This window comes from Pseudoalteromonas sp. SR43-7 (assembly GCF_014163785.1).
Taxonomy (GTDB): Bacteria; Pseudomonadota; Gammaproteobacteria; order Enterobacterales; family Alteromonadaceae; genus Pseudoalteromonas; species Pseudoalteromonas distincta.
In genome coordinates this window covers 95314-119022 of sequence record NZ_JACJDY010000009.1, presented here as the reverse complement: position 1 = coordinate 119022, position 23709 = coordinate 95314, and the positions used below count along the sequence as shown (strand labels likewise).

38 protein-coding genes are annotated in these 23709 nt (G+C 42.1%); 26 read left to right on the top strand and 12 right to left on the bottom strand.

Annotated elements, in window-relative coordinates:
• Positions 1-8 precede the first annotated feature (8 nt).
• Entirely contained in the window at positions 9-527 is a 519-nt protein-coding gene (locus tag H5087_RS09050; protein ID WP_182671816.1) for a hypothetical protein, read from the top strand.
• A gap of 187 nt (positions 528-714) precedes the next feature.
• Here H5087_RS09050 and H5087_RS09045 read toward each other — a convergent pair whose 3' ends face one another.
• From H5087_RS09045 to H5087_RS08990, 12 genes are all read right to left on the bottom strand, one after another.
• Positions 715-1242: a KilA-N domain-containing protein gene (locus H5087_RS09045; protein ID WP_182671815.1), complete on the bottom strand. Its 528-nt coding sequence runs from the start codon at positions 1240-1242 to the stop codon at positions 715-717.
• Positions 1243-1558: 316 nt separating this feature from the next.
• Positions 1559-2734 (bottom strand): recombinase, encoded by a 1176-nt coding sequence (locus tag H5087_RS09040; RefSeq protein ID WP_182671814.1) that lies wholly within the window; start codon positions 2732-2734, stop codon positions 1559-1561.
• A gap of 1 nt (position 2735) precedes the next feature.
• Complete coding sequence (locus H5087_RS09035) at positions 2736-2957, bottom strand: hypothetical protein (RefSeq protein ID WP_064666991.1); 222 nt, start codon at positions 2955-2957, stop codon at positions 2736-2738.
• 98 nt (positions 2958-3055) lie between these two features.
• Positions 3056-3637, bottom strand: coding sequence for a 3'-5' exonuclease (locus tag H5087_RS09030; protein WP_182671813.1), 582 nt, complete (start codon positions 3635-3637; stop codon positions 3056-3058).
• Positions 3638-3646: 9 nt separating this feature from the next.
• Entirely contained in the window at positions 3647-3832 is a 186-nt protein-coding gene (locus H5087_RS09025; protein WP_182671812.1) for a hypothetical protein, read from the bottom strand.
• 12 nt (positions 3833-3844) lie between these two features.
• Positions 3845-4015, bottom strand: a complete 171-nt coding sequence (locus H5087_RS09020; protein ID WP_182671811.1) for a hypothetical protein — start codon at positions 4013-4015, stop codon at positions 3845-3847.
• Positions 4015-4773 (bottom strand): hypothetical protein, encoded by a 759-nt coding sequence (locus H5087_RS09015; RefSeq protein WP_182671810.1) that lies wholly within the window; start codon positions 4771-4773, stop codon positions 4015-4017. The genes H5087_RS09020 and H5087_RS09015 overlap by 1 nt, the downstream gene beginning before the upstream one ends.
• 162 nt (positions 4774-4935) lie before the next feature.
• Positions 4936-5199, bottom strand: a complete 264-nt coding sequence (locus H5087_RS09010; RefSeq protein ID WP_058549599.1) for a hypothetical protein — start codon at positions 5197-5199, stop codon at positions 4936-4938.
• Between the two features lie 109 nt (positions 5200-5308).
• The gene (locus tag H5087_RS09005) at positions 5309-5470 is read right to left on the bottom strand and encodes a hypothetical protein (protein WP_182671809.1); all 162 of its coding nucleotides are present in this window, start codon (positions 5468-5470) and stop codon (positions 5309-5311) included.
• 18 nt (positions 5471-5488) lie between these two features.
• The gene (locus tag H5087_RS09000) at positions 5489-5893 is read right to left on the bottom strand and encodes a LuxR C-terminal-related transcriptional regulator (RefSeq protein WP_182671808.1); all 405 of its coding nucleotides are present in this window, start codon (positions 5891-5893) and stop codon (positions 5489-5491) included.
• Between the two features lie 175 nt (positions 5894-6068).
• Complete coding sequence (locus H5087_RS08995) at positions 6069-8108, bottom strand: ATP-binding protein (RefSeq protein WP_182671807.1); 2040 nt, start codon at positions 8106-8108, stop codon at positions 6069-6071.
• Positions 8083-8709 (bottom strand): LexA family transcriptional regulator, encoded by a 627-nt coding sequence (locus H5087_RS08990; protein ID WP_259397761.1) that lies wholly within the window; start codon positions 8707-8709, stop codon positions 8083-8085. The genes H5087_RS08995 and H5087_RS08990 overlap by 26 nt, the downstream gene beginning before the upstream one ends.
• A gap of 127 nt (positions 8710-8836) precedes the next feature.
• On the opposite strand from H5087_RS08990, the gene H5087_RS08985 reads away from it, so the two are divergent.
• From H5087_RS08985 to H5087_RS08865, 25 genes are all read left to right on the top strand, one after another.
• A complete protein-coding gene (locus tag H5087_RS08985; RefSeq protein ID WP_182671805.1) occupies positions 8837-9058 on the top strand; it encodes a YdaS family helix-turn-helix protein in 222 nt (73 codons plus the stop codon).
• Between the two features lie 110 nt (positions 9059-9168).
• Positions 9169-9399, top strand: coding sequence for a hypothetical protein (locus tag H5087_RS08980; protein ID WP_182671804.1), 231 nt, complete (start codon positions 9169-9171; stop codon positions 9397-9399).
• A 17-nt stretch (positions 9400-9416) separates the two neighbouring features.
• Positions 9417-9815, top strand: a complete 399-nt coding sequence (locus H5087_RS08975) for a hypothetical protein (protein ID WP_182671803.1) — start codon at positions 9417-9419, stop codon at positions 9813-9815.
• 180 nt (positions 9816-9995) lie between these two features.
• Positions 9996-11039 (top strand): PriCT-2 domain-containing protein, encoded by a 1044-nt coding sequence (locus H5087_RS08970; RefSeq protein WP_182671802.1) that lies wholly within the window; start codon positions 9996-9998, stop codon positions 11037-11039.
• Positions 11039-12406 carry a virulence-associated E family protein gene (locus H5087_RS08965; RefSeq protein ID WP_182671801.1) on the top strand — a complete coding sequence of 456 codons (1368 nt, stop codon included), beginning with the start codon at positions 11039-11041 and terminating at the stop codon, positions 12404-12406. The genes H5087_RS08970 and H5087_RS08965 overlap by 1 nt, the downstream gene beginning before the upstream one ends.
• Entirely contained in the window at positions 12396-12740 is a 345-nt protein-coding gene (locus H5087_RS08960) for a hypothetical protein (RefSeq protein WP_182671800.1), read from the top strand. The genes H5087_RS08965 and H5087_RS08960 overlap by 11 nt, the downstream gene beginning before the upstream one ends.
• Complete coding sequence (locus tag H5087_RS08955) at positions 12712-13059, top strand: antiterminator Q family protein (RefSeq protein ID WP_182671799.1); 348 nt, start codon at positions 12712-12714, stop codon at positions 13057-13059. Before H5087_RS08960 ends, H5087_RS08955 begins: the two co-directional genes overlap by 29 nt.
• Before the next feature lie 178 nt (positions 13060-13237).
• On the top strand, positions 13238-13711 hold the full coding sequence (locus tag H5087_RS08950; protein WP_182671798.1) for a lysozyme: 474 nt from the start codon (positions 13238-13240) through the stop codon (positions 13709-13711).
• Positions 13701-14132 (top strand): hypothetical protein, encoded by a 432-nt coding sequence (locus tag H5087_RS08945; RefSeq protein ID WP_182671797.1) that lies wholly within the window; start codon positions 13701-13703, stop codon positions 14130-14132. The genes H5087_RS08950 and H5087_RS08945 overlap by 11 nt, the downstream gene beginning before the upstream one ends.
• Positions 14122-14307: a hypothetical protein gene (locus tag H5087_RS08940; protein WP_182671796.1), complete on the top strand. Its 186-nt coding sequence runs from the start codon at positions 14122-14124 to the stop codon at positions 14305-14307. The genes H5087_RS08945 and H5087_RS08940 overlap by 11 nt, the downstream gene beginning before the upstream one ends.
• Positions 14291-14587 carry a phage holin family protein gene (locus tag H5087_RS08935; protein WP_182671795.1) on the top strand — a complete coding sequence of 99 codons (297 nt, stop codon included), beginning with the start codon at positions 14291-14293 and terminating at the stop codon, positions 14585-14587. The genes H5087_RS08940 and H5087_RS08935 overlap by 17 nt, the downstream gene beginning before the upstream one ends.
• The gene (locus H5087_RS08930) at positions 14577-14954 is read left to right on the top strand and encodes an HNH endonuclease (protein ID WP_182671794.1); all 378 of its coding nucleotides are present in this window, start codon (positions 14577-14579) and stop codon (positions 14952-14954) included. The genes H5087_RS08935 and H5087_RS08930 overlap by 11 nt, the downstream gene beginning before the upstream one ends.
• Before the next feature lie 92 nt (positions 14955-15046).
• Positions 15047-15508 carry a P27 family phage terminase small subunit gene (locus H5087_RS08925; RefSeq protein ID WP_182671793.1) on the top strand — a complete coding sequence of 154 codons (462 nt, stop codon included), beginning with the start codon at positions 15047-15049 and terminating at the stop codon, positions 15506-15508.
• A gap of 10 nt (positions 15509-15518) precedes the next feature.
• On the top strand, positions 15519-17234 hold the full coding sequence (locus H5087_RS08920; protein ID WP_182671792.1) for a terminase large subunit: 1716 nt from the start codon (positions 15519-15521) through the stop codon (positions 17232-17234).
• Complete coding sequence (locus tag H5087_RS08915; RefSeq protein WP_182671791.1) at positions 17234-18472, top strand: phage portal protein; 1239 nt, start codon at positions 17234-17236, stop codon at positions 18470-18472. Before H5087_RS08920 ends, H5087_RS08915 begins: the two co-directional genes overlap by 1 nt.
• The gene (locus H5087_RS08910; RefSeq protein ID WP_182671790.1) at positions 18469-19206 is read left to right on the top strand and encodes a head maturation protease, ClpP-related; all 738 of its coding nucleotides are present in this window, start codon (positions 18469-18471) and stop codon (positions 19204-19206) included. The genes H5087_RS08915 and H5087_RS08910 overlap by 4 nt, the downstream gene beginning before the upstream one ends.
• Positions 19207-19276: 70 nt before the next feature.
• A complete protein-coding gene (locus H5087_RS08905; protein WP_182671789.1) occupies positions 19277-20521 on the top strand; it encodes a phage major capsid protein in 1245 nt (414 codons plus the stop codon).
• Between the two features lie 56 nt (positions 20522-20577).
• The gene (locus H5087_RS08900) at positions 20578-20832 is read left to right on the top strand and encodes a hypothetical protein (RefSeq protein WP_182671788.1); all 255 of its coding nucleotides are present in this window, start codon (positions 20578-20580) and stop codon (positions 20830-20832) included.
• Positions 20833-20837: 5 nt separating this feature from the next.
• On the top strand, positions 20838-21446 hold the full coding sequence (locus tag H5087_RS08895; RefSeq protein WP_182671787.1) for a hypothetical protein: 609 nt from the start codon (positions 20838-20840) through the stop codon (positions 21444-21446).
• The gene (locus H5087_RS08890; protein ID WP_182671786.1) at positions 21443-21772 is read left to right on the top strand and encodes a phage head closure protein; all 330 of its coding nucleotides are present in this window, start codon (positions 21443-21445) and stop codon (positions 21770-21772) included. Before H5087_RS08895 ends, H5087_RS08890 begins: the two co-directional genes overlap by 4 nt.
• Positions 21765-22271 carry an HK97-gp10 family putative phage morphogenesis protein gene (locus H5087_RS08885; RefSeq protein ID WP_182671785.1) on the top strand — a complete coding sequence of 169 codons (507 nt, stop codon included), beginning with the start codon at positions 21765-21767 and terminating at the stop codon, positions 22269-22271. Before H5087_RS08890 ends, H5087_RS08885 begins: the two co-directional genes overlap by 8 nt.
• Complete coding sequence (locus tag H5087_RS08880) at positions 22268-22666, top strand: hypothetical protein (RefSeq protein ID WP_182671784.1); 399 nt, start codon at positions 22268-22270, stop codon at positions 22664-22666. Before H5087_RS08885 ends, H5087_RS08880 begins: the two co-directional genes overlap by 4 nt.
• Position 22667: 1 nt before the next feature.
• The gene (locus H5087_RS08875; protein ID WP_182671783.1) at positions 22668-23126 is read left to right on the top strand and encodes a hypothetical protein; all 459 of its coding nucleotides are present in this window, start codon (positions 22668-22670) and stop codon (positions 23124-23126) included.
• A gap of 8 nt (positions 23127-23134) precedes the next feature.
• Positions 23135-23470, top strand: coding sequence for a hypothetical protein (locus H5087_RS08870; RefSeq protein ID WP_182671782.1), 336 nt, complete (start codon positions 23135-23137; stop codon positions 23468-23470).
• Between the two features lie 44 nt (positions 23471-23514).
• The gene (locus H5087_RS08865) at positions 23515-23709 is read left to right on the top strand and encodes a hypothetical protein (protein WP_016899812.1); all 195 of its coding nucleotides are present in this window, start codon (positions 23515-23517) and stop codon (positions 23707-23709) included.

The window sequence follows — 23709 nt, the reverse complement described above, 5'->3', positions numbered from 1 at the left end:
GAAGTCAAATGAGAAGAATAAATCAATTAGCTTATCAAGAAAAGTTCTTGATAAATGAAATCGAACAAAATGGACAACGTAAAGACAATATAATTATGATTCCCTATACTGATGAACCAGACATTGGTATTGATGATGTTATAAAGCAATTATCTGGGCAAAGGAAGATTGAATTTAAAGTTTTAGATTGTCAATTTGGAAAGAACCAGTCTTTGAGCATTGGCACTAAACACCCACACATATTAAAGCTTCAAGTAGAGCACATAAATGCTGAAAAAAATAACACTAAACAGGCGAGCACTTCTTTTAACATTACCAATTTAAATGGAACTAACATTCAACTTGGTGATGGAAACACCCAAAATTTTATAAATATAATTAAAGAGCTAGAGGATAAAATCGATAAAGCTCAAGCAACACCTCAAGAAAAAGAAGAGGCAAAAGGTTTGTTATGGCAGTTAATGGATAATAAGCTTGTAAATACAGTGGTGGGAACTTTAGCCTCCAATGCTATCAAAAGTGAATAATGACAGAACAAAAACGAATTGAGCAGTTAGAGCAAAAGGTTGAAATTTATAAAAGGTTATAGAAGAACTAAGAAATCAGATACCAGATATTCTTGAATCTTTTTATCAGGAAAAAATAAATCAATCATTAGGCAGGTGATAGCTGTAGCACTTTAGAACCCGCTTAATTAGCGGGTTTTTTATGGGCTTAGTATTTGTGTATCATTCGGCTAAGTTTTTCGTTTGCGGCTTTGGCTATTTCTAGTAGCTGGTAGGGCTGTATTTTAAAGCTTTCACGTATGACGTTGGGCAGTTTGTCGAACGATGTAACCATGTCTTCTATCGCCAGTGCATGTGTATGTGTGGTTTCGCCATCTTCTATGGTGAGTAATATGCGCTGGTAGTCCAGTGGTGCGGGTACTTTGGTGATGGCCAGTTGTTGTTGGGCGTCAAATGCGCGGATCACTTGTAAATGAAACTTAGGGCTTATCCACATGGCGTAGGCGTAAACCAGTTCTTTGCATACCCAAGTTCCTATACCACGCTTAGTTTCAACGGGGTTGTCCATATCTGGACAAGTTGAGATTTCGTTTATTAAATCTTTAGTTTGTTCAAGTCTCAGAAATTTGACTGGACGGTTTTTATCTAGGCCGCCACTTACTTGGTGTAAATCATTGATGGAATATAGCCCGTCATGTAAACGGATCTGTTTTGATAAGATGGATAGAGTAGTCATATTAAAACCTTTTTGTTGATGTTTTAAAAACATCACCTAAGGCTGCGAATCCTAGTGGTGATGCTCTGAGCAAGGTTCGCAGTATCGGTCAAAAAGGAATCCGACCAGCCCGAAGGCTGCCTCACCCAGAGCACCATAATGATGGCGCGACTAGGCACCGCTCACAAAAAAACACGCATAAGTGTATTGGCGTGTTGTGAGCGCCTTTTTGAACTTTCGAGCTGCGACCCTCGACACCAGATTTTGCTGGTGTGGGATAAGTATGGGCTGACTGTTATTTTTTGTCAATATCATGGTTTATTTTGCCTTTGCTGGTTTAGCTTAGGTTTACGGTCAAGTTCGGCACTTGCACCCATTCAATCTGCTTGCCGAATTCGGTGTAGACTTTAGTTGATTTGCTGTCTGAGTGGCCCATGCGGGTTTGTGGGTCCCAGCCTTGGGCTTTTATTAGCCGTGCTGATAGGCCGCGTATTTCGTGGTACGTTGGGCGTTCTTCTGGTTTTAGGTTGCTGTATAGGCCTAGCTGGTCGCGTACGTTTGAAAATTCACGGCTTATGTTTTTGCTTACTATTTGCGTGATGTGATTTACCAATGCACTGGTTGGGTTTGAGTTCTTTTTAGGGAGCTTGTGCACGACGTAGGGCGATACGGTGTTGTCGCGGCTGTTGTCGATAATGGCTTTTATTGTGTCGTTGATGGGTATGATCACGTGCGATGCTTCACTCTTATAGGTTTTTTGGCGGTGTATGGCTAGCTCGCCGTAAATTTTGCCATGTTGGTCTGTGAGTGGTTCTTTATACCAAATGCAACCACAGCGCCCTGGCTCTGCTTTTTTTAGTTTGTATTCTATGCGCGATACTTCGAGTACTGCGTGGGTGGTTTGCATGGTTAAGTCCATGGCTGTTTTTAGCCAGAGTGGGGCGGCTGCGCGTATTTTTTCAAATGCGTTTACGTCCAGGGCTTTGCGCTTTTTGGCTTCTTTTGGTTTTTTAATTTTAAGCGCTGCTGGGTTAGTGAGCATATGGCCTGTGTCTTTGGCGTAGTCGAATACCAGTTCAAGAAAACTTAATTTGCGGTTGTATACGTTGTTACTGGCGCTTTGGTGAAAGTGGTTCATGTAGTCGGTTACGTCGCTTAGGGTTATTTCTTCGCCTGGCATGGTGAAGTATGACTTAACGCGCTCTGCATCGTTTAACCACGTAGATACAACACTGGTGCCTGGCTGTTTATCGGCAGTCATGCGCTCAATTATTTTGTCTACTAAGCTGCTAAAGCTGGTTTTTGAGGCAGTGTCGTTTAATAGGTCGTCTAGTAATGAGCCGCCGCGTTTTATGCGGTTGTACTCGTTGGCTATGATGATTGCTTCGGTACGGTTTTGGCTAATAATTTTGCGCTTGCCGTTTACCAGTTTGAGTTGATAGCCGGCGTTTTTATCAAAGTATAAAAACGGCGGCAGATCTCGGTTTTTGTTAAGTCGTTTTCTTGGTGCCATTTTAGCTGTTCGCTGCTAGTTGCAATGCAATTTCTTTTGCTTTTGCATGCGTTCCTGGTTGTTGGTCTTCGTAAATATACACTTGTTGGCCTGGGCCTACCAATTCGCCTAGCACATAACCGGTTGCTACCCAGTCGCGGAGCGATTGATAACTTGGTAGTGAGTCGTTGTGAAAGTGTTTTTTTGCCCAGCAGCGGGCTTTCATTAATTTAGGCTTTTTCATAAGTCACCTTGCTATCATTTGGCTGTGTTTTTTTCATTGTGTGTTTACGTTTATAAAATTGGCGTATGCGAGCCCGTTGTTGGGCTATGCAATGGCGTTTAAATTTGTGCATTGGTGGTTAACTTTAATTGTTTGTAAATATCGCTTACGTATTTAGCTTGGTGCTTGGCATCGTCTAGCGCGTTATGTGGATTGCCTTTAAATTCGTTTGATTTTTTAGGGTCGATGCCTAGTACTCTGCGACCAATATCTACAACGGTGCGAACGTCGCGGTCGTTACTAAAATGCCATGTTTTGGTCATTTTTGTGGCGGTGTAGGCGTTGGTTAAAATGGTGTTGTCGAACGTAGCGCCGTTGCCCCATACAATGCGGTTTTTGTAACCTTCGATTTGGTATAACCAGTCATTAAGCTCGAGCAATGCGTCTTTTAATAACATGGTGTCTTTGCTGTTAAAAATAGCGCGGGCTTCATTGCTTTTTTTCATCCACCATTTTAGGGTTTCGCCGTCTACTGTGCCGTAGTTCATGGCGTCTTCTAGGTCGATGACTTGGTAAAATTCTGCTCCAATGTTGCCTGTAAGTGGGTTGAAAAATACGGCGCCAATAGAGACGATAACCGCGTTTGAGTGCTGGCCTATGGTTTCTAGATCTAGCATTACGTCGTTTAGTTCTGTGTTCATGTTGGTTCCTTACTGAAAGGTATGTGGTTTGCCATTAACATTAAGAGTTACTATTTCAGTTACTTTTTTTGTATGGGCATCGTCTGTATCGCAATTCCAGAGTAGGTTGTCATAAGTGAAATCGTCCATTTCATCATCTGGCCAATCGATATCTTGCTCAACTTCTACTAAGTACTTCACTTTTACTTTTGCCATTGTTATATCCTGCTATTCCCATGGGACTAAGCCCAGTTGTTTACGTTTGTCGTTCCACTTTTTAACTAGCTGGCAGGCTTCTTGTTGAAGCTTTTTATTAGTTAGTAAGCGGCTGATCTCTTCTGGCTTTTTTGCTTTAAAGCTGACTAAGGTTTCGAGCGTTGCTTGCTCAAAGCTGTTCATTAGTCGCTGCTGTTTGCTAATGCTTTTATGTCTTTCACGTCGGTTTGCCAGCCATTTGCTTTTGCTCGGCGTAGCCATTTACCGCAGTGCTCAAGTGTTTCTTTTTTAGGGCGTAAACCACCTTTGGGTGCTTCTACTAGTTCGGCTTCGTCGTCTTTGTTAAGCAGTATTAAACCGCCACGGCCGCTTTGATTTAAGTAGAGCAGAGGCGTTTGTTGTTCGTCGTGCCCTTCAACCATGCCACCAAGGTGATATGGGTAGGTTTGAATTATGTCGTTGTCGTTTCTATAAATTTGGTTTATTGCGGCTACATCTAGGCGGTTTTCAAGTTCAAGTATTTGCTCTTTTAACTGCGCGTTTTTTTTGCATTCGTCTTGGTATTTACGTTTTTGCTGCTCTGAAGCTAGGCGTTGGTTTTCAAGGCGGTCTTTGTAGCTTTTAACTTTTTCGCGTAGCTTTTTAGGTGTGCCGGCGACTTCTTTAAAGGCTGCAAGGGTGATGTTTGCATCTTGATTTTTGGTTAATGCCTGGTCGCGTTCACGGTTCGCTTGCGCCAGCTTTATTTGGGCGTTTTCTAGGTTTTTAAGCAATACCGCCGCGCCTTGTTCGTAGTCTTTGATTAATATGTTTAGTTTGTCGTTTTGCTCTTGCAGTTGGTCGGCTTCGGTAACCATTTGGTCAAACTCAGTTACTTCTTGGTTGTATGCTGAAACTAAGCTTTCAATTGCATTAACGACTGATAAAGGTTGGTTGCTCATGTTCATTATCCTGGTGTTGAAATAACTTCAATTCAGCCCACTCGTTGAGTGAGCTGTCAGAAATTACTGGTTAAAGCCATTGGTCTAGGTTTTGTTCAATGATTAGCAGTGCGATGAGTGCGATTACCCAGAGCATTGACGTTAGGTTTTTTTTGAATGATTTCATGCGGCCATTGCTGTTTTTAATGTGCGGGTGTTTTCTATTAGGCTTAAAAAGGCTTTGGTCACGCATAGGTCGCGTTTGGCGCTAGCGTTTAGAGCAATTGAGCCTATTAGTTTTTCTTTATGAGTGTTGACCAGGACGATTACACAGAACTTGGTACCCGATTCGTACAGGCGGAGTTCCTCACCCTGCATATGCTGGTTCATAAAGTGAATGCGTTGTTTTAGTTGGTTTATTACCAGTGCTGTAAATACGTTTAGCATGATTATTTGTCCTTTTTTCCTGTTGTGTTGGTTGGTTGCTTACGGCAACCAATCGGCTGGGCTAGTTGGGCAAGCGCGCGCCAGCAGGTTGTGAAACTATTGCCCTGAGTTACGCTGCGGTCGGTGGCTCAGGGTATGGGTTGTTGGCCGCTTTGATATTTGGAATTACCAGTTCAAAGGGGCTTGCCTTTTGGGCTTGTTTTAGCTTGTAAAGTAACGGGGGCGTGGCGGCGTTATTTCGGACTGTTGGGAATATAAATACTTTGGTCATTGCTATTCTCCTGTGCCGTTAGGCTGCTAGTAAGTTGTTTTGCAGTTCACGCAGGCGGCGTGCACGGGTTGTGCGAACTGTTCGGACTACCCGAATAGTTCTAAAGCTGCGTTCTAGGTCGTTATTTGCTGCGCTAATTAGGCAAAGTAATATGCAAACTGTGTAGCGCAATACGCCTTGCTTGATTGCTTGGTGTACCGTTTGGCGCATGGAATGGGTGTTAAATTTAAAACTGAGCTCGTTACATGCCTGGCGAACCGTGCACAGTTTTACGCCTAACTCATTGGCGATGCTTTTTTGTGGTAGGCCTTTAGCGACCAATAGCAAGGTGCGCGCTTGTTGAGTTGGTAGGCGTGAATATGGCTTGGCGTTAACATGCATGTCGTCAAGCTGGTATCCGGTTTCTGTGCGTAATGGGTTCATAGTACGATCTTACAATTTAAGTTGTTATTTAGAATACAACTTAAATTGTTTAAGTCAACATTAAATTACAATTTAAATTGTATTGTTGTTTAAGTGAGATTTTTGATGGGCATAAAAAAACCGCCGAAAGGCGGTTTGATTGAAATGGTTAATTATAAAAGTTATAACTACCTACTTAGCTACTACTCTGAAGGTCTTCGACAAGCTCTTCCTTGGTTGGAGACTCAAGTTTAATTCTTTGGTTTTTAAGTTCATCTAATAAATGTGTGTGAGTAATTTTGAACTCATTGAATATCTCAGCCCAGGAGCGAACATAGCATTTAATTCGTGACTCAACTCCAGACACAAGGCCTTTATGGCCTTTGCCGCGATTATCTTTGAGCCGTTGCCTTATGATGTAATCATCAGAGGAAACTTTATTTCCTACCAATATTATATCAAATGTCATATTAGGATCATTGAATGCAGTATGCTTATTAATAACTTCAGCGTACTTTTCTATCTGTCCTAAATGCTTCTGATTAAGCGCAACACTAGGTCGTTTTATCTCGATCACAGTACATCTGTAATGGGGACCAATTTCCTCTGAATATGAAACCATTCTTCTTGCTAGAAATAGGTCAGTTTGACAACGAATGTTTTTCACATTCAAATTGCTATCAACAAGATCCTCAATTTCTATAACATCTTTATTTGTTATCGCTCTTAATAGGCCTTCAGATGTTTTTTGAAAATCATCTTCCTCAGCACCAATTAGTTCATATTGAGGGCCAAACAACCAGAAGTTATTCTCGATGATCTTTTGTAAGTCTGGTGTCTCTTTTGTGTCTTTGGTAAACACTTCTATGAGATATTGCAGTTTATCAATTGTATCTGAGCGCTTTACTAAAACTTCTATCGTACTAATAATATGATCAAGCTTTGTTCGCTTGATTTGATTTGCAAGTACGTCTAACTTATCTTGAGGCAAATCTAGTACTCCCTCGAGAACTTCTAATAGACTATCATTCTCGTTGGATACTGTGATTTTGTCCAGTAAAGCTACAAGTATTTTTTTATGCTTATTGCTTTTCAGGCCGTTAAAAGTGTAGGGGTCAGCAACATGAATGCTTTTGATCAGGTTTTTCGTATGCTTGATTCTTAGTCTTTGTTCTTCTTCTTTTTCATGTTTATAAGTTGGAATAAAGCCTTTATTTTCAAAATCTTCTACAAGTTCATCTGCTTGCTCTATTATGAATTCATTATATAAACGTCTAGATTCATTCTGGATAAATGATTTCAGCTTTTTGAATGCCTCAGAATTCGGTGAGCTCTCATTGTCATCATAAAGTGATAAGGTACGGTTTGTTGATGTATTAAAATTATTAAACCAACTTGAAGTGATATAAGCGCTTAAATAAAAACCATTTTTGTAATTTAGTCCTGTTAGATCATTATAGACATAACGTATTTCGGAGTTGTAGTAGTAGTTATAGGACTTTTCTTTATTAGGTTTTTCGTCCCAAATAATTAAGCTTATAGAAAAATTATGGCCATCTATTTCTTTGTCAAAAGTGTGTAATCTATGCTTCGGGGGTTTGATATCAATAGAGTTAACTTTAATTGATAATTTATTATCGATAATAAGCTTCCAACCAAACTCTAGCGAGAATTCTTTGAGAAGCTGTTCAACTTTAGGGATCTTTTCAGCTTGTTTTTTAGTTATGTTTGTTAAAGATACGCAAGTACCTTTCTTATTTTTTAAAACATTTGAGTTTTGTTCACTGGCTGCTATAGGTGTAATTGAGTAATCAGGAATTTTTTGAGAGAATGCAGAGATTATTGCATGCTCATCATGGTGACAAGTAAACCAAGTTGCTTGAGTTGCAATTTTATGGAATGAAAAACGGCCCCTTCCTTGACTTCCTTTTTCATCAAAACTGTCTTTTAAAGATGAATCCCATTGATCAAAATTTGTATCAGGGTTTTGAAAGTCAATTCCATCACCATTATCAATAATATCTATTTTATCAACTGTTTGAAGCTCATCGTCATAGAAGTAAAGTTTAATGTTTACGTCGTTGGCTTTTGCATCAATACCATTCCAAACATACTCACTGACCACTTCGAAAGGTTTATGAGAGTTAAAACGTTTTATTATCGCTTTATTACTTATAGTAGCTGTTCTAGTTATGGTTTTAGCCATGTTTTCAATTCCTTTTTCTATAACTTCCAATAACAACACCACAAATGGTGGCATCAGGCAGCATTTCTATTATTGGGTTAGGCCAGTTTGGGTTGAGTGCTTTTAAGTATTTTTGAGAGCCATCAATAATAAGTTGTTTAAATGTAGCTTCTGTATTGCCATTTTGCCTAATAACAACGCACGAACCATTACGTGCTTCGACCTCTGGATCAACAAAGATTATTTCGCCATTGATAAAGTCGGGTGACATTGACTCGCCTTTTACTTCAAGCGAATAAGTATATTGACTGTGTTTTTCTGGGCATGGGTAAAATTCGTCAATATCATTTAAATGTATATCAGTCCAATGACCAGCTTGTACCCAGCTGATTAACGGAACACTAGGACTAAATTTTTTCATTTCTATAGTGTTGCTTTCACTGACACTCATACTACCACTGCCAGATTCTAACCAATCTGGTGATACATTTAGGAACCTTGCTATGGCGACAAGGTTTCTCGGCTTTAAGGTCTTACCCGAACATATGGCATGAATGGACTGCTGACTAGCACCTATAGCGCTAGCGACTTTTTCCTGAGTTATGTCTTTCATCTCCAAAACATAACTTAAACGCTTAGCTAATGTATTCATAATTATTAATTTTTATGGTTTTTCTCATTTTACAAGAAAATTTGTAACATAGAAAACAACTTAAATTGTTGTAAATTACAATTTAAGTTGTATGATGTTGGGAGTTAATTACAAAGTAGGTATCAAAATGACTACTCAACTAGCATTACAAAAAGCAATTGCTACCTTAGGTGGCCAAGTAAAGCTTGCCGATGCAATTCAAACTTCTCAACAAAACGTATCTAACTGGCTAAGAACCGGCAAGGTTGCGCCTGATAAAGTGATTCTTATTGAAAAAGTCACTGGTGTGTCTAGGCATGAACTGCGGCCTGATATTTATCCGCCTGAGGAAAGCAAACACGCTGCTTAGGTTGGTAGTTTTCATAGGGTTATTCCTGTGTTGTTGTACGGTTAACTTTAGTGCAATAACACAATAAGAAACAAACCTGCGTGATATATGTTTTTTTATACAGGTGATTTATGGGTAACAAAAAAAGCGAATGCATTGGTGTAGCAACATTTGAGATTAATGGCGTCACACACCAATTTGGTTTAACTAAAGATGATTTTGATATGTTTAGGCTAAGGAAACAAAAGCTCCAAGACAGTATTAAATCAATGACAAGCAGCTTGGAGCGTTTCAGCGAAGAGAAGGTAAAGCTAGAAAGTCAGCTAGCTGTTATTCGCCAAACCTCCAGTACAGCAATTTAGTTTTAAGGATACTCAAAATGAGTGAAGCTGAACTATTAGAAAAGTTACGCAATATCGATCCTGTTGCTTTGGCTAATTTGTTAAACCCTAATCCTGGCAAACTACACGAACTTAGCGTTTTTGTGCCAAAACCTACTATGCAACAAAAGGTAAGGGCTGCTGCTTGGATTAGCGGTATGGGGATTCATCAGGCTGGTGTGGATACACAAGCCCGATTGATGTGGCCGCTAACGAAATTTAGTGAATTAGACGTTTCAAGAGAGGCTGCTAGAACTTTAGGGGGTGCTCTAGTTGCTCTCGTAGGAGCTCTGCCTCCTCAGCAGATTGAGCAGATTTGGATAGATCAAGGCGAGCGCCTGTCTTTTGTTGATGAATTTGCGTCACTTGATGATAAAAGCCGTTATCAGGCTGAATAACATCGCCAACGTTTACAGGCGTGGTTGATGTGTATGTTTTTGAGTTCATATCTCCCTCTTGGCAAAGGTAGTAAAGGCGATATTTATACATGGTTTTGCTTCCTTATTTTGGTTTGTTGGTTTGGTTACTGAACATACTAATTTAAGGAAGCGCTTTAATACAACACAGGAATAATAACAATGCAGCAAACGACTTTGCAGGATTTACATGATGCATTGCAGTACCTTGACCCCAATTGCTCACGTGATGAGTGGGTTAAGGTGGGCATGGGTATTAAAAATGAGTTTGGTGATGCGGGCTTTGATGCGTTTGATAGCTGGAGCGCGGGCAGTGAGCGCTATAAACCAAGTGATATAAAAAGTACGTGGCGTAGCATTAAAGCTGGCGGCGGTACTACGATTAAAACTGTTTTTAAAATGGCTATAGATAATGGCTTTACTGTAAGGCGTGAACCGATATCCCCAGAAGAGCAAGCCAGGCTAAAAAAAGAATTTGCACAACGTGCTAAAAAGCGCGAAGCGCAAGAGGCAGAAGATGAAGCCGCGCGCCAGCGTTGGCATGGGGTGGTTGCCGATTTTTCCAAAATACTTGTCGAACAATTTACTAAACCTGTTAGCTCTAATAAATATTTGGCTGCCAAGAAGGTGGCCAGTTTTGGTTTAAGCAGCTTTAAAAGTGCTGTGATAGTTATATTTAGGCCTAATTTTACGGCTGAGGCTGTGACAGGTGGTAAAGAAATTAAACAATTTTTTGCTGATTTGCCTGATAAGGAAACCCGCGATTTTAGTTTTTTACATTTTAAGCGTGGTGATTTAGTGATGCCGTTAATTGATATTGAAAAGGTGCTTTGGAATATTCAGGTTATTAATGAGCAGGGAACTAAGTTGTTTTTAAAGCATGGCCGTAAGGCTGGGTTGTTTCATTTTATTGGTAAGGCGAGCAGCTGTAATATTTTAGCGGTTTGTGAGGGTTATGCCACTGGGGCGAGTATTCATATGGCAACTAAGTGGCCTTGTGCGGTGGCGCTTGATGCGGGTAATTTGATGGCGGTGGCCACTGAGCTTAAACACAAGCTTGCAGATAAAACCTTTATATTTTGTGCTGATGACGATGCTAATACGAAGGGGAACCCGGGCTTAAGTATGGCTAATGATGCTGCAGCTGCGGTAGATGGTTTGGTAGCGATACCTGACTTTTCTGCTGTTGTGGATAAGGCGGCATAATGGCTAAGAGTAGTTTAAACGATTGGAATGATTTACACGTTAATGCAGGGCTTGATGAGGTTAAAGCACAGTTACTGAGTGTGGTCGATAAGCCTAGTGCTAATGATGGTAATAAGGAAAATAACCCGCCGCCGCAAAACGCTGACGCGCGACAGCGTTCAGTGGGGGATGAGCAGTGGCAGGCTAATTTCCAAAGAACGAATTCGGGTATGCCTCAGGCGAGTATTAGTAATACAAAGTTGGTGCTTGAAAATGACCCTGCTTTTGATGGTGTTTTGGGGTATTGCGACTTTAGTTACCGTATTATTAAACGTAAGAAACCGCCTTTTTTAAAGGGTAAGGTGGGTGAGTGGACCGACACTGACACTGAGCGCTTACGTATTTACCTTTCTGAAACCTATGGTTTTACACCTAGGGCCAATGATGTGCTGGGTGCTATTTTGGTTCATTCTGAAGAACATGCATTTCACCCTGTTAAAGATTATTTAAATACCGTTAAGTGGGATGGTACGCCACGCGTTGCTGTGTGGTTGCATAACTACTTGGGCGCTGAAGATACTGACTATGGGGCTATGGTTGGTACGTTTTTTTTGGTTTCGGCTGTGGCGCGGGTGATGTGCCCGCCAGTTAAGGTGGATTCGGTGTTAATACTTGAGGGTAATCAGGGTTTAGGTAAGTCGACCATGTGCAATAATTTATTTGGTGATTGGTTTACTGATACACCTATGGCCCTTGGTGAAAAAGATACGTTTCAGCAAATGCAGGGGATGTGGGGTATTGAGTTGGCTGAGCTAGATTCGTTCAATAAGGCTGAAAATACGAAGGCTAAACAGTTTTTTGGTTCTAAGGTTGATAGGTACCGCCCGAGTTATGGACGAATGGTGCAGGAGTTTCCGAGGCAGTGTGTGTTTGTGGGTACCACTAACCAAGATAGATATTTGAAAGATTCTACGGGTAACCGACGATACTGGCCTGTGATGTGTACCAATATATGCCAGGATGCGATTGCTCGTGATAGGGACCAGCTTTGGGCTGAGGCGTTGCATTTATTTAATGAAGGCATGCCGTGGTGGCCTACTGATGAATATAAGCATTTGTTTGAAGAACAGCAGGAAGATAGATTCGACTCTGATGTGTGGGAAGGGCTTATTTACGATTGGCTGCTTAAGAATATGCGGGGTGATTATTCGTTGGCCGATATTATGACTGAGGTGCTTGGTATGGATCCTCATGCTATGCGTCCGCCTGAGCAAAAGCGTGTTGGCCAGATTATGCATAGGCTCGGTTTTATTAAGAAGAAAAAGCGTGTTGATGGTAAACGCCCTGCGTTTTATGTGCCGCCAGAGGGGTTTTGGAATGCTAAGTAGGCTTTTTAGTATGACCATGACCAGTTGCGGTGACCGCTGTAAGGTACGTGGTTGTTGGTGTGGTCATGGTGGTCACGGTGGTCACGGTGTTTTCGCGCACACATACGCGCGCGGGTGCGAGCGGACACGCGTATTTTGTACTTTCTATTTATATGTTTGTTCTTGTGTATGTAAAAACACTATGACCAGTATGACCACTATGACCAATACAGTAATAGCAAGGGTTTCAGCGGTCACGGTAGGTGGTCACAGTAAAAGTAAGGGTGACCAAAGTGTTTTATTTAGTTTTTTGGCTTTAACGGGGAATGATGATGCAGTTAGTTACGACTATTGATGATTTGCTTAATGAATGGGGTGTTTGGTCTCAGGCTGGCTTAGGGCTCACTTTGGGCTCTGCGTCGAATGATGTGATTACCGCGATTGATGATGATATGGGTTTGTTGATAGACCAGGCGGTGGCGATGTTAGGCCAGTACGCACCAAAAACGAAAGTGGTGGTTATGATGAGCTACCGTTCTCAGTTGAGTACTAGGCAAATAGCTAAGAATTTAGATATTGGTGAAACCAAAGCTAGGCAGCTGCTGTTAAGTGGTTCTGCTTGGCTTGAGGGGCATTTGATGGCTAAGGGAGTTTTAATCAAAACTGCGGCATAAATAGTTTGCAATTGCGCGCGCAATAACTATACTAATTCAGGTAAGCTTAGCAAAGCTGCATCATAAAGCCCGAGGTTAACACCTTGGGTTTTTTTGTGTCTGCTGATTATCCTTACATCCTGTTGTTGTAACCCGCTTTGGTTTTGCCTTAGCGGGTTTTTTACGTTTGAGGCCTTAAATGAAAGTTAACAAATTATTAGCCGCTGGTGTTACGGGCGTGCTTGCCTTAACGGGTGTAATGGTTGCTGAATTTGAGGGTGAAGTAAGAACAGGTTATGTGGATCCTGTTGGTGTGGTTACGGCCTGCTTTGGTCATACCCAAACAGCTGAGCTTGGCAAGACTTATACTGAAAAAGAATGTTTAAATCTGTTTGCTATGGACTTAGGTGATCATAATGAGCAGTTATTAAGAGCAGTTAAGCACCCGCTTTCTATCAGTGAGCATGCGGCTTATTTGTCGTTTCACTATAACGTGGGCGCTGGGAACTTCCGTAGTAGTACGTTGCTTAAATACTTAAATAACGGTGAGCGTGTTAAGGCATGTAATGAATTATCACGCTGGGTTTATGCTGATGGCCGTAAGCTTGCTGGCTTAGTTAAGCGCCGAGAGCTAGAACGCCAACTATGTTTGAGTGAGCTAAATGATGCTTAGTTTAAATAAGGTTGTTTTTGCAGGCTTAGCTACGATGCTGGGTATTGCTGTAGTTAGATATGTAGGCCTTGAGTCTGACTTAACACAAGCGCTTGATGATAATAAACAGCTTAAAGCGTCAGTACAAAGTTATAAGAACCATGCTGAATATTTAACTATTACGTTGGCGGTTGCTGATCAGCAAAATAAGCAGCTGCTTAAAGAGCGTGACTTACTGGCTAAGCTAAGAGCTGATCACCAACAGCAGCTTACTTCTATTAAAACTCAACTCCAACACTCTACCTCGCAGCTTGATGCGTTAAGGCTTTCAACTAATGAGACAACTAAAACTTGGGCTAACGATTGCGTGCCTAGCGCTGTTATCGGCGTGTTCAAGTACGCCATCAGTGGAGCCTGCAGTAAAGACGATAGTGCAAACTAAGTATGAGTTTGTGCAGATGCCTAAAGAGTTTATACAACACTGTGGTATTGATGACCATATTGTTGGTGATAATGCATCACACAGTCAATACACGGCTTATTTAGAGTCGGTTATTGATATGTGTAATGAGCAATTGTTAAAAGCAAGAAGTTGGAACAATGCGAATAGAGACTAGTGATATAGCTATGCAAAAAGCAGTAAGTGCAACTACTTACAGTGCAAGCTTAGGCGCAGCAGCTGGAGGGATTTTAAGCTTGAACGAATGGGCGATATTACTGGGCATAGTGTTTGCTGCGTTAACCTTCTTTGTTAACTGGCGCTTTCAACACAAACGCAATGAACGTGAAGCGCGCAAGCATGAAGATGATAAAGAGTTTCATCGTGCTCGCATGGATGCGCTACAACAAAGCGACCAAGCACAACTGCTTTGCCAGGATAAGTTAAATGGCAACTAAGCCAGGCACTTGGTGCACTAAGTGCAAAGCTGTTCACAGAGGTGAACCATGCCCTAAGCGTGTACCGTTTGGCCGTAAGCGTAACGGGAACAAGCAATCAGGTAGAGGTGGCCGAGTGTGGCAGCGAACAAGAGAGTTTATATTTCATCGTGATAACTTCTTGTGTCAGATATGCAGAGCTAAAGGTGTTCTAACCTCTGTTGAGTTGCATGGTGCTTACCATGGCATATGTGATCACATTGTGCCTATCAGCCAAGGTGGTGACGATAAGATAGATAACCTTCAGACCATATGCCAAGCATGCGATAAAGAAAAAACAGCACTTGAGTCACGCCACAGCATTGACCCGGGGGTAGGCAAAGTTTAGCGCTACCTCACGTACACCGCCCCCTCAATTAGATTTTTATACGGGGCAGAATTGAAATGAAAAAACCCACTTAAAGAGATTATTTGGTAATTATGGCAGGTAGATATCCATCAGTTGCAGAGGACAGAACTAACAAGGTAGTTCCGTTCCCTAACTCTACTGAAAACAAGGAAATTAATGATAAGGACGCGAAAAAGATCGCGACCCAATCGCGTCCGCGTGGAATGTCAAAGCCAGAACAGCAGGTATGGAATAGTGATATACCTGAGTATGTAAAGATTAATCGCTTTAAGCCTCACTATATTCGGTTTTTTAAAGAGTACTGCATTGTAATTGCACGCATGGAAGCGGCTCTTACATACTTAGATGAAAACAATTGGAAGTATACAACTGAAGGCCGCAATGGCATTCAACATAAAACCCGGCCAGAGGTTAGCCAGTACAATGATGATTGGCGCAAACTGAATAGCTTGATAAATCAGATTGGTGGTAGCCCAGCAACAGACCAGCGGTTTAATAATTTACAGCCTGGTTTATTTGATGATGTGTACTGAGTTCATCTAAATGCAAAACCGTAGTAATTACCCAACGTTTCAACGTGATCACTTAGCTGATATCGAAAAGTATGCATCTGATGTATTAAGCGGTAAGCGACCGTCTAATAAATATGAGATGTTAGCTGTAGAACGTGAAAGCCATGACCTAGCAAGGGCTGGCAGTGAGGACTTCCCCTATTACTTTGATCCTGAAGCAGCCCTTAAAGTTATTTGGTTTTTAGAAACCTTCAGCCATGTAAAAGGCAAATGGGCTAGAGCGAAAGGGCATGAAGGCTTACTTAATTTAAGCGGCTGGCAAAAGTGGATAACAGCACAAGTTTACGGCTGGAAACATATAAAAACTCATCGCCGGCGCTTTCGTACAGCGTTTACTTTAGTACCGCGCAAGAATGGCAAATCTACTTGGGTTGCTCCCATTGGTTTGTACATGCTCGCGAATGATGATGAACCAGGCGCTGAAGTTTACTGCGGTGCGACTACACAAAAGCAAGCTAACGAGGTGTTTAACCCCGCTAAAAAGATGGCGTTAAAACAGCCTATATTTAGACGCCGCTTTAATATTGAATTGTTTGCTCAACAAATAGAAAAAACAACGGACGGCGGCAAGTTTGAACGCTTAATTGGTAATCCTGGCGATGGTGGTTCACCAAGTTGTTATTTATGTGATGAGTACCACGAACATGATGATGATGACCAACGCGATACTATGATCACCGGCATGGGTGCCCGAGAGCAGCCACTTGAATGGATCATATCAACAGCTGGTTCTAATTGGTTTGGGCCATGTGGTCAATTCCAAAAAGAGTGCCAAGAGATTCTTGAAGGAACCCGCACCGACGAAACCGTTTTCGCCATGATTTACACCATAGATAAAGATGACGACTGGCAAAGCGAAGAAGCACTGCGCAAGGCTAATCCTAATTTTGGTATATCGGTAGAGGTTGAGTTTCTATTAAATCAGCTTTCTAAAGCAAGGCAGTCAGCGCGTAAGCAAAACGCATTTAAAACTAAGCACCTTAATTTATGGGTGGGTGCTCGTGAGTCCTGGCTTAACCTTGAAGATTGGTTATCAGCTGCTGATAGAACTCTTACAATGGTACAATTTACTGGAGAAGAATGCACAAAAGGCGTCGACCTTTCAGAGTCAGACGACTTAACAGCCGATGTTACGTGCTTCACTCGCGAGATAAACGGCAAATTACATTACTACTTCTTTGCTAAAACCTATGTAACAGAAGCTAAAGCAAACGAAATAGACATTTATCGCGACTGGGTAGACCAAGGCCACTTAATTGAGTGCGAAGGTACCAGCATAGATTACGACGAAGTAGAGCGCGCTATCGAAACTGATAACGAAAACTACCAAGTAACCGGCTTATTTTACGACCCCGCAGGTGCGGCACCTATTGCACAGCGCGTACAAAACAGCACAGGCATAGAGCCAATTAAAGTGTCACAAAATTACACTAACTTTTCGCCGGCAATGCGTGAGTTTGAAAACTTACTCAGGCAAGGCCGTATACACCATAACGGTGATCCAGTTCTTACTTGGTGCCTTGGCAACGTAATAGCCAAAGAAACCATGGACGGCAAATATATCCGCCCAGTAAAAGAACATAAAGACAACAAAATAGATACCGCCGTCGCTAAGCTGCTGGCCTTCATCGGCTCATGGCAGCCAGAAGAAGACGATGGTTCTAATCAAGAGTTTTTGGAATTCTAATGTTTAAAATCCCGTTTTTAAGTCGCAATACTACAAAAACAGTGAGCAATACTGCAGATCAAAAAGATATTACAGTGCAGGATATAAATAGTTTATCGGATCTGTTTGGCGTCATGCCATCACTCGCTGGCCCTGCGGTAACGCCTAAAACATCAATGAAAGTGTCGATTGTATTTGCCTGTGTGCGCTTAATTGCCGGTGCAATTGCACAGATGCCCGTACATATTTATGAGCGCGGTGAAAATGGCGATAAAAACCGCCTTGCAAACCACACTTTAGCTAACCTTTTTAACTTACAACCAACACCTGTTTGGAGCGCAGCTGCATTTTGGGAGTTCATGGTTTCAAGTATGTTATTACATGGTGATGGTTATGCGGTGCTATTACGTGATCGCAATGGCGATATAGAAGAGATTTTACCAATCAGCCCTGTAGGTATGAACGTTGTTAACAACAACGGCCGGCTAAATTACTTTTTTACACTTGATGGAACCGCTCGCGGGTTTGACCAAGACGACATATTACACTTTCCGGGCTTTGGCTTTAACGGCCTTAAATCTATGTCTGTTATTCAGTGGGGCGCTTTCAACAGCATTGGCCTTGAGCTTGCCATGGAGCAACACAGCGGCGAGTTCTTTAAATCGGGTTCAACTCAGCGTGTGGCCGTTGTTAAGCAAGGCAAGTGGGACGAAACACAAAAAGAATCATTCAGAAACGCATGGGTTAAAGCATACGGTGGTATTGAAAACTCAAAATTTCCACTGGTGCTTGATAACAGCACAGATGTAAAACAACTTAGCGTATCAGCCAAGGACTCACAGCTGCTTGAATCACGCGAATTTCAAATTACCGATATAGCCCGCGCATTTGGTTTACCGAGCTTTATGGTAAACCAAGAGCAAAAATCAACATCGTGGGGCTCAGGTATTGGTGAAATTGGGCTATCGTTCTTGCGCTTTACGCTTGGGCCACACCTAAACCGCTTTGAACAAGAGATAAATCGCAAACTGTTTTTAAACAAACCCATGTTTGCCGAGTTTATAGCTGCAAATTTAATGCGCTTAACGCTCAAAGACAGAAACGAAGCCTACCGCCAAGCAATCGGTGGTTCACAAGGACCGGGCTGGATGAGCATAGACGAAGTTCGTAAGCTCGAAAACCTCCCCGAGTTTGGCGGTAAATACGCTTTACCATACGACCCAATTGCAAATAATCAACCAATGGAAAACGAATCATGAATAACAGCCGCAAATTAATGCAGTTAGTTAAAAATAACTGCCAAAACCGTGACCAAGTTGGTTATCAAGTAAAGCAGCAATCACCACTTGCCAACGCAGGCGAAAGCCGCCCAGCGTTTTTGATTTACGATGTAATTGATCCATGGTGGGGCGTATCAGCAGAAATGATAAAACGTGACCTACTTAGTATTACTGATGCAACCGACATTGATGTTTATATTAACAGCCCAGGCGGTGACGTATTTGAAGCAACAGCCATTTACTCGAGCTTAAAAGCACACTCTGCAAAAATACACGTGCACATTGACGGTATAGCAGCCAGTGCCGCAACGCGTATTGCATTAGCTGGCGATACTATTGAAATAGCTGATTCAGGTTTTTACATGATTCACTTCGCCTGGACGCTCGCGCTTGGTAATTCACAAGAGATACGCGACACCGCCGACATGCTTGATAAAGTCGACAACACAATAGTAAACGACTACGAAAAACGCACCGATGCTGGCGAAGAGCAAGTACGCACCTGGATGAAAAACGAAACATGGTTTACTGCACAGGAGGCATTAGAGCATGGATTTGTAGATAACATTATGCAAAATGGTACAAGCGATAAAGCCACCAATAAAGCGTGGGATTTAACGTCATATCAAAATGCACCAAAACCACCACAGGACAAATTCGAGCAGCGTGACCGGTTAAAACGATTCGCCAACATGCTGCTAACTACTGGCTAGCTCCGCTGGCAACACTATTTAAAGCACCTAAGGGTGCTTTTTTTGTACTTAAAATTGAGGAAATATAATTATGTCTATTCAGCAAAAGCGTGAGCAGCGAAAAGGTTTAGCTGTAACCCTAAATCAATTAGTAACTGATCACCCTAAAGACCAAGCTTGGGGCGATGACAAGCAAAAACAGTACGACGACCTTGTTAATAAAATAGATGCACTTGATGGTGACCTAGACCGCCAACAAAAAGTGCTCGACCTACAAGCTAAGTCAAAGCAAACCATTCAAGACCGCGCCGATAATAACGGTATTTCTACTGATGAAGCAGAGCACCAACTTCACCAAGAAAAAGCCGCATATGCATCGTGGTTACGCGGTGGTATGTCGGCACTCAATGAAAACGAACGAGCTGCTGTACAAGCGCGTATCGACAGCCCTAAAAATACTATGAGCACAGGGCAGGGTTCAGAAGGTGGCTATTTAACAGCTGACGAAATTGCACCAGGCATTTCACAAGCGCTTAAAGCGTATGGCGGTATGCGTGAGCTGGCAACCGTAGTACCAACGGCAACCGGCTCTACAATTCCATGGCCTACGGCTAACGCAACCGCTGAGCAAGGTGAGTGGTTAGCAGAAAATAGCACAGCAGATGATGAAGATACTTCATTTGGTGTTCGTAACATTGATACACACATGATCAGCTCTAAAGTGATTGCGGTACCGTTCCAATTACTGCAAGACACGCAGTTTGACCTTGAAGGTTACATTAATAGTCAAATTGGTATGCGCATTGGCCGTACCTCAGAAGATGCGTTTATTAATGGTACGGGTACATCAATGCCGCACGGTATTTTAGCAGATACCACAGCAGGTAAAGTAGGGGGTTCAGGTCAAATTGCTACCGTTACGTTTGATGATTTGGTTGATTTACAACACAGCGTAGACCCAGCATATCGCCGTAGCATGCAATGCGGTTATATGATGAACGACGCGACAATCAAAGTAGTAAAAAAACTTAAAGACCTACAAGGCCGCCCACTTTGGTTACCAGGTATGGAAGCCTCAGAGCCTAACACCATTTTAGGCAAACCGTATGCAACAAACCAACACATTCCAACCATGGCGGCTAACGCCAAGTCGGTTTTATTTGGTGATTTTTCTAAATACATTGTGCGTGATGTATCGCAAATGTTGTTCTTCCGTTTCACTGATAGCGCATATAGCCGTAAGGGCCAAGTTGGTTTCTTAGCGTTTATGCGTACCGGTGGCCGCTGTATTGATGTGGGTGGTGCTGTTAAGTACTACCAAAATGCAGCCGCTTAATTGATGCTCCAATTGCCCCTGTAAAGGGGCTTTTTTATTTAACTAAGGATTAAACCATGGCAGCTAAAAAGCAAGTTACTGCACGTGTACTGGTTGCATGTGTGATTGCTGATCAATCTTTTGAACCAAACGCACTTGTAAAAGGTGATGCCGAGTTACTTGAACCACTTATTAAAGTAGCCGAGTTATCAAGTGACAAAGCAGCGGTTGATTACTGCAGCAAAGAGCTAGAAGTTGAAGTTGTTGACCTTAATGCGACAGATGAAGACGCAGAAAGTGAAAGTGACGAAAATACTGACGGCAAAGAGTAACAACAATGAAAATGCTCCGAAAGTTAATACAGGCACCAAGCATAGAGCCAATCACAGCAGAAGAATTGGCATTGCATACATTTGCTGATGATGATCATCACGACTATTTGCAAAGTTTGGTACCCAGAGCGCGCAAACGTTTTGAACAACGTAGTGGCCGTTTGTTAGTAGAACAAACATGGCAGTTTGCTATGCAAAAGTTTTGCAAAGAAATACACCTGCCTTACGCGCCGCTTCGGAGCATAACATCAATTAAATACATTAATAACTTGGGCCAGCTCACTACTATTGACCCAAGCGAATACCGAGTAATAGAGCACGGCTTAACAGCAACTATTACCCCTAAATTAGGCGGCCAATGGCCAGCGGTTGGTTTTAAAGTGTCTGATGCAGTGCAAATTGAATGTGTATTTGGCCATGCTGCAATAGATGCTAATGCAATTGATGCAACCACCATGCTAGACCAGGATAAATACGACCTAGCCAAACAAGCCATTTTAGTTTTAGCTGCTGATTGGTTTCGTAACCGCGAAGACACCGCACCCGTCAAACTTTACGACATGCCAAATGCATTTAAGGCCATTGCTGACGAACTGGCGGTTGAACTGCTATGAAATCGCTCCCAGCTGCTAACTACAAGTGCAAAGCCAGCTTTGGTGAAGGCGTAAAGTCAAATGACGGCTATAACACAAACAGCCATGCGCATGAATTTTACCGCTGGGTAAACATACAAACAGGTGCAACAAAAGAGTTTGAACAAAGCGGTCAGCTAATAGGCGAAATAACCCACACAATTTCGTGCCGGTACAGCAATAAAATAACCCCAACACATCAAATTGTTTATAAGCAACGCGTGTTTGAAATCATTGGTACACCCGTTAATCAAGACTTTGCCAATATATCAACCATTATCGCGGTTAAGGAGATAACACATGCTTGATACAGGTATTGATATTTCTGGCCTTAAAGAAATGGAAAAAGCACTGCTAGAAATAGCCAAAGAAGTGGGTGCAAAAAAAGCCACCGGTATGATGACCAGCGCGATAAAACAAGGCGCCATTAAATATCAGCAAGGTATGCAGCGCAACGCACCCGAATCAGACATAGTTCGTAAGGTTAAAACCAAGCAAGGGCAAAAAGTAGAGATTCGTCCTGGCTTTTTAAGATCGCGCATTCAAGTAAAAGCCAGCACTAATCGGCAAGGGCGTGAAACCCGCCGCTTTGGTAAAGGGGTTGTATCGCTAGTACGTGTTGGTGTGTTTAAAGTGCCTTACATTGTGCAAGTTGAATACGGTACTAACAACCAGCAGGCAGACCCATTTATTCGCCAAGCATTCAAAAAGCGTACTAATCAAGCTGTTGTTGTCATAAACAGAAATTTAGCCAAGCGCATAAAGCTTGCTGAACGTCGCATTGCTAAAAAGAACAAACAAAAATGATAGAAAACAGCATACGCACAAAAGCACTCGCATCATCAGCGCTTAGCGCCTTAATTGGCAATAACCTGCATTTTACTGTTAACCATAACTCAGATGATAACTATGTATTGCTTAGTGTGATCACTGATGACACACCCATCGAAATTCACATGGAAGATAACCAAAGCGAAGCACTCATTCAATTTGATTGTTACAGCAAACTACCCGCTATGGCCAAAGCCATAGCCAAAGAGCTTGATAACATTTTTAACAAACAAGGCTTTGTTGATGATGACATAAACGTGCAACTTGCATTAAAGCAAGGTCGTATACCCGACTTTGAAACCGACTCGCATTTATACCGCGAGTCATACGAATATATTTTTAAATACCACACCATAAACAACGAGGTTTAAAATGCCAGTCACTCCAGTAACTACACCAGCCGCAGATACGGTTGATTCACATAAGTCTACACTGCAATTTTGTACTACAGGTGTAGGTGAAGTCGACGCTATTTTGCCAGGACTCGACATCATCCCACAAATTAACTCAGGCAAAGTGTACGAAGACGATACCGACATTGCCGCGGTTAGACGTTCATACAGTGAAAAATGCCTACCTGAAGACCAGGACTGGGAGCTTAGCTTTCGCCATAAGCCAGCCAATGTAGACCAAAAAGCATTTTGCGACATGGTAAAGGCCGGCACACCTATCAGCATTAAAGTAACTCGCGCCAGTGGAGAAGTACAAGATGTTGAGTTTTTACCACACGACTATTTTAGCGGTGAATCAGGTAAAGATTCTGGCAAGCAAATGTTTGCATGCATTGGCAAGCTTCAAGAAGTTGACTTTTCAACGCTAACAGCAGAATAGGAGGCTAAATGATTACAGCAGCCCAAATAATGGCGGGAAAATTACCGACTTCCTCCCGTGAATTTGACATTGAAGGCGTGGGTAAAATTGTATTACACCGACTGCCGGCAATGGATGAAGTAAAAGCCCGTGAGTTATTTAGCGATAAAGACGCTGACCCTAAAAAGCTAGAGAAAGTTGCGCAGCGCAATACTTACTACATGCTACATGGCAAGTTTGACGACAAAGAGGCCGCTAAACTGCCTAATCTTATTGATATGCAGCAACTAGGTATGATCCATACCACAGGTTTATTTTTCACTAACCTTGCTCAAGAGAACCTTGAGGCTATTGAAAAAAACTAAAACAGCAACCTGAGCTACAAGCGCTCTGCAACCTAGCAGATAGCTTGGGTTGCTCACTCTATGACCTTCATAAACGCTTATCAGCTGACGAACTGGAACTGCGCTTAGTCCACCAAGGCCTAAAAATGGGCCTAACATTCGACAGAAGCGAACAACGAAAAATTGAATATGAGCAAAAACGCCGCGAAGCCGAAGCGTTTTTAAATACCTGTCCTTGGCGTAAACAAAAGAGAAATTAA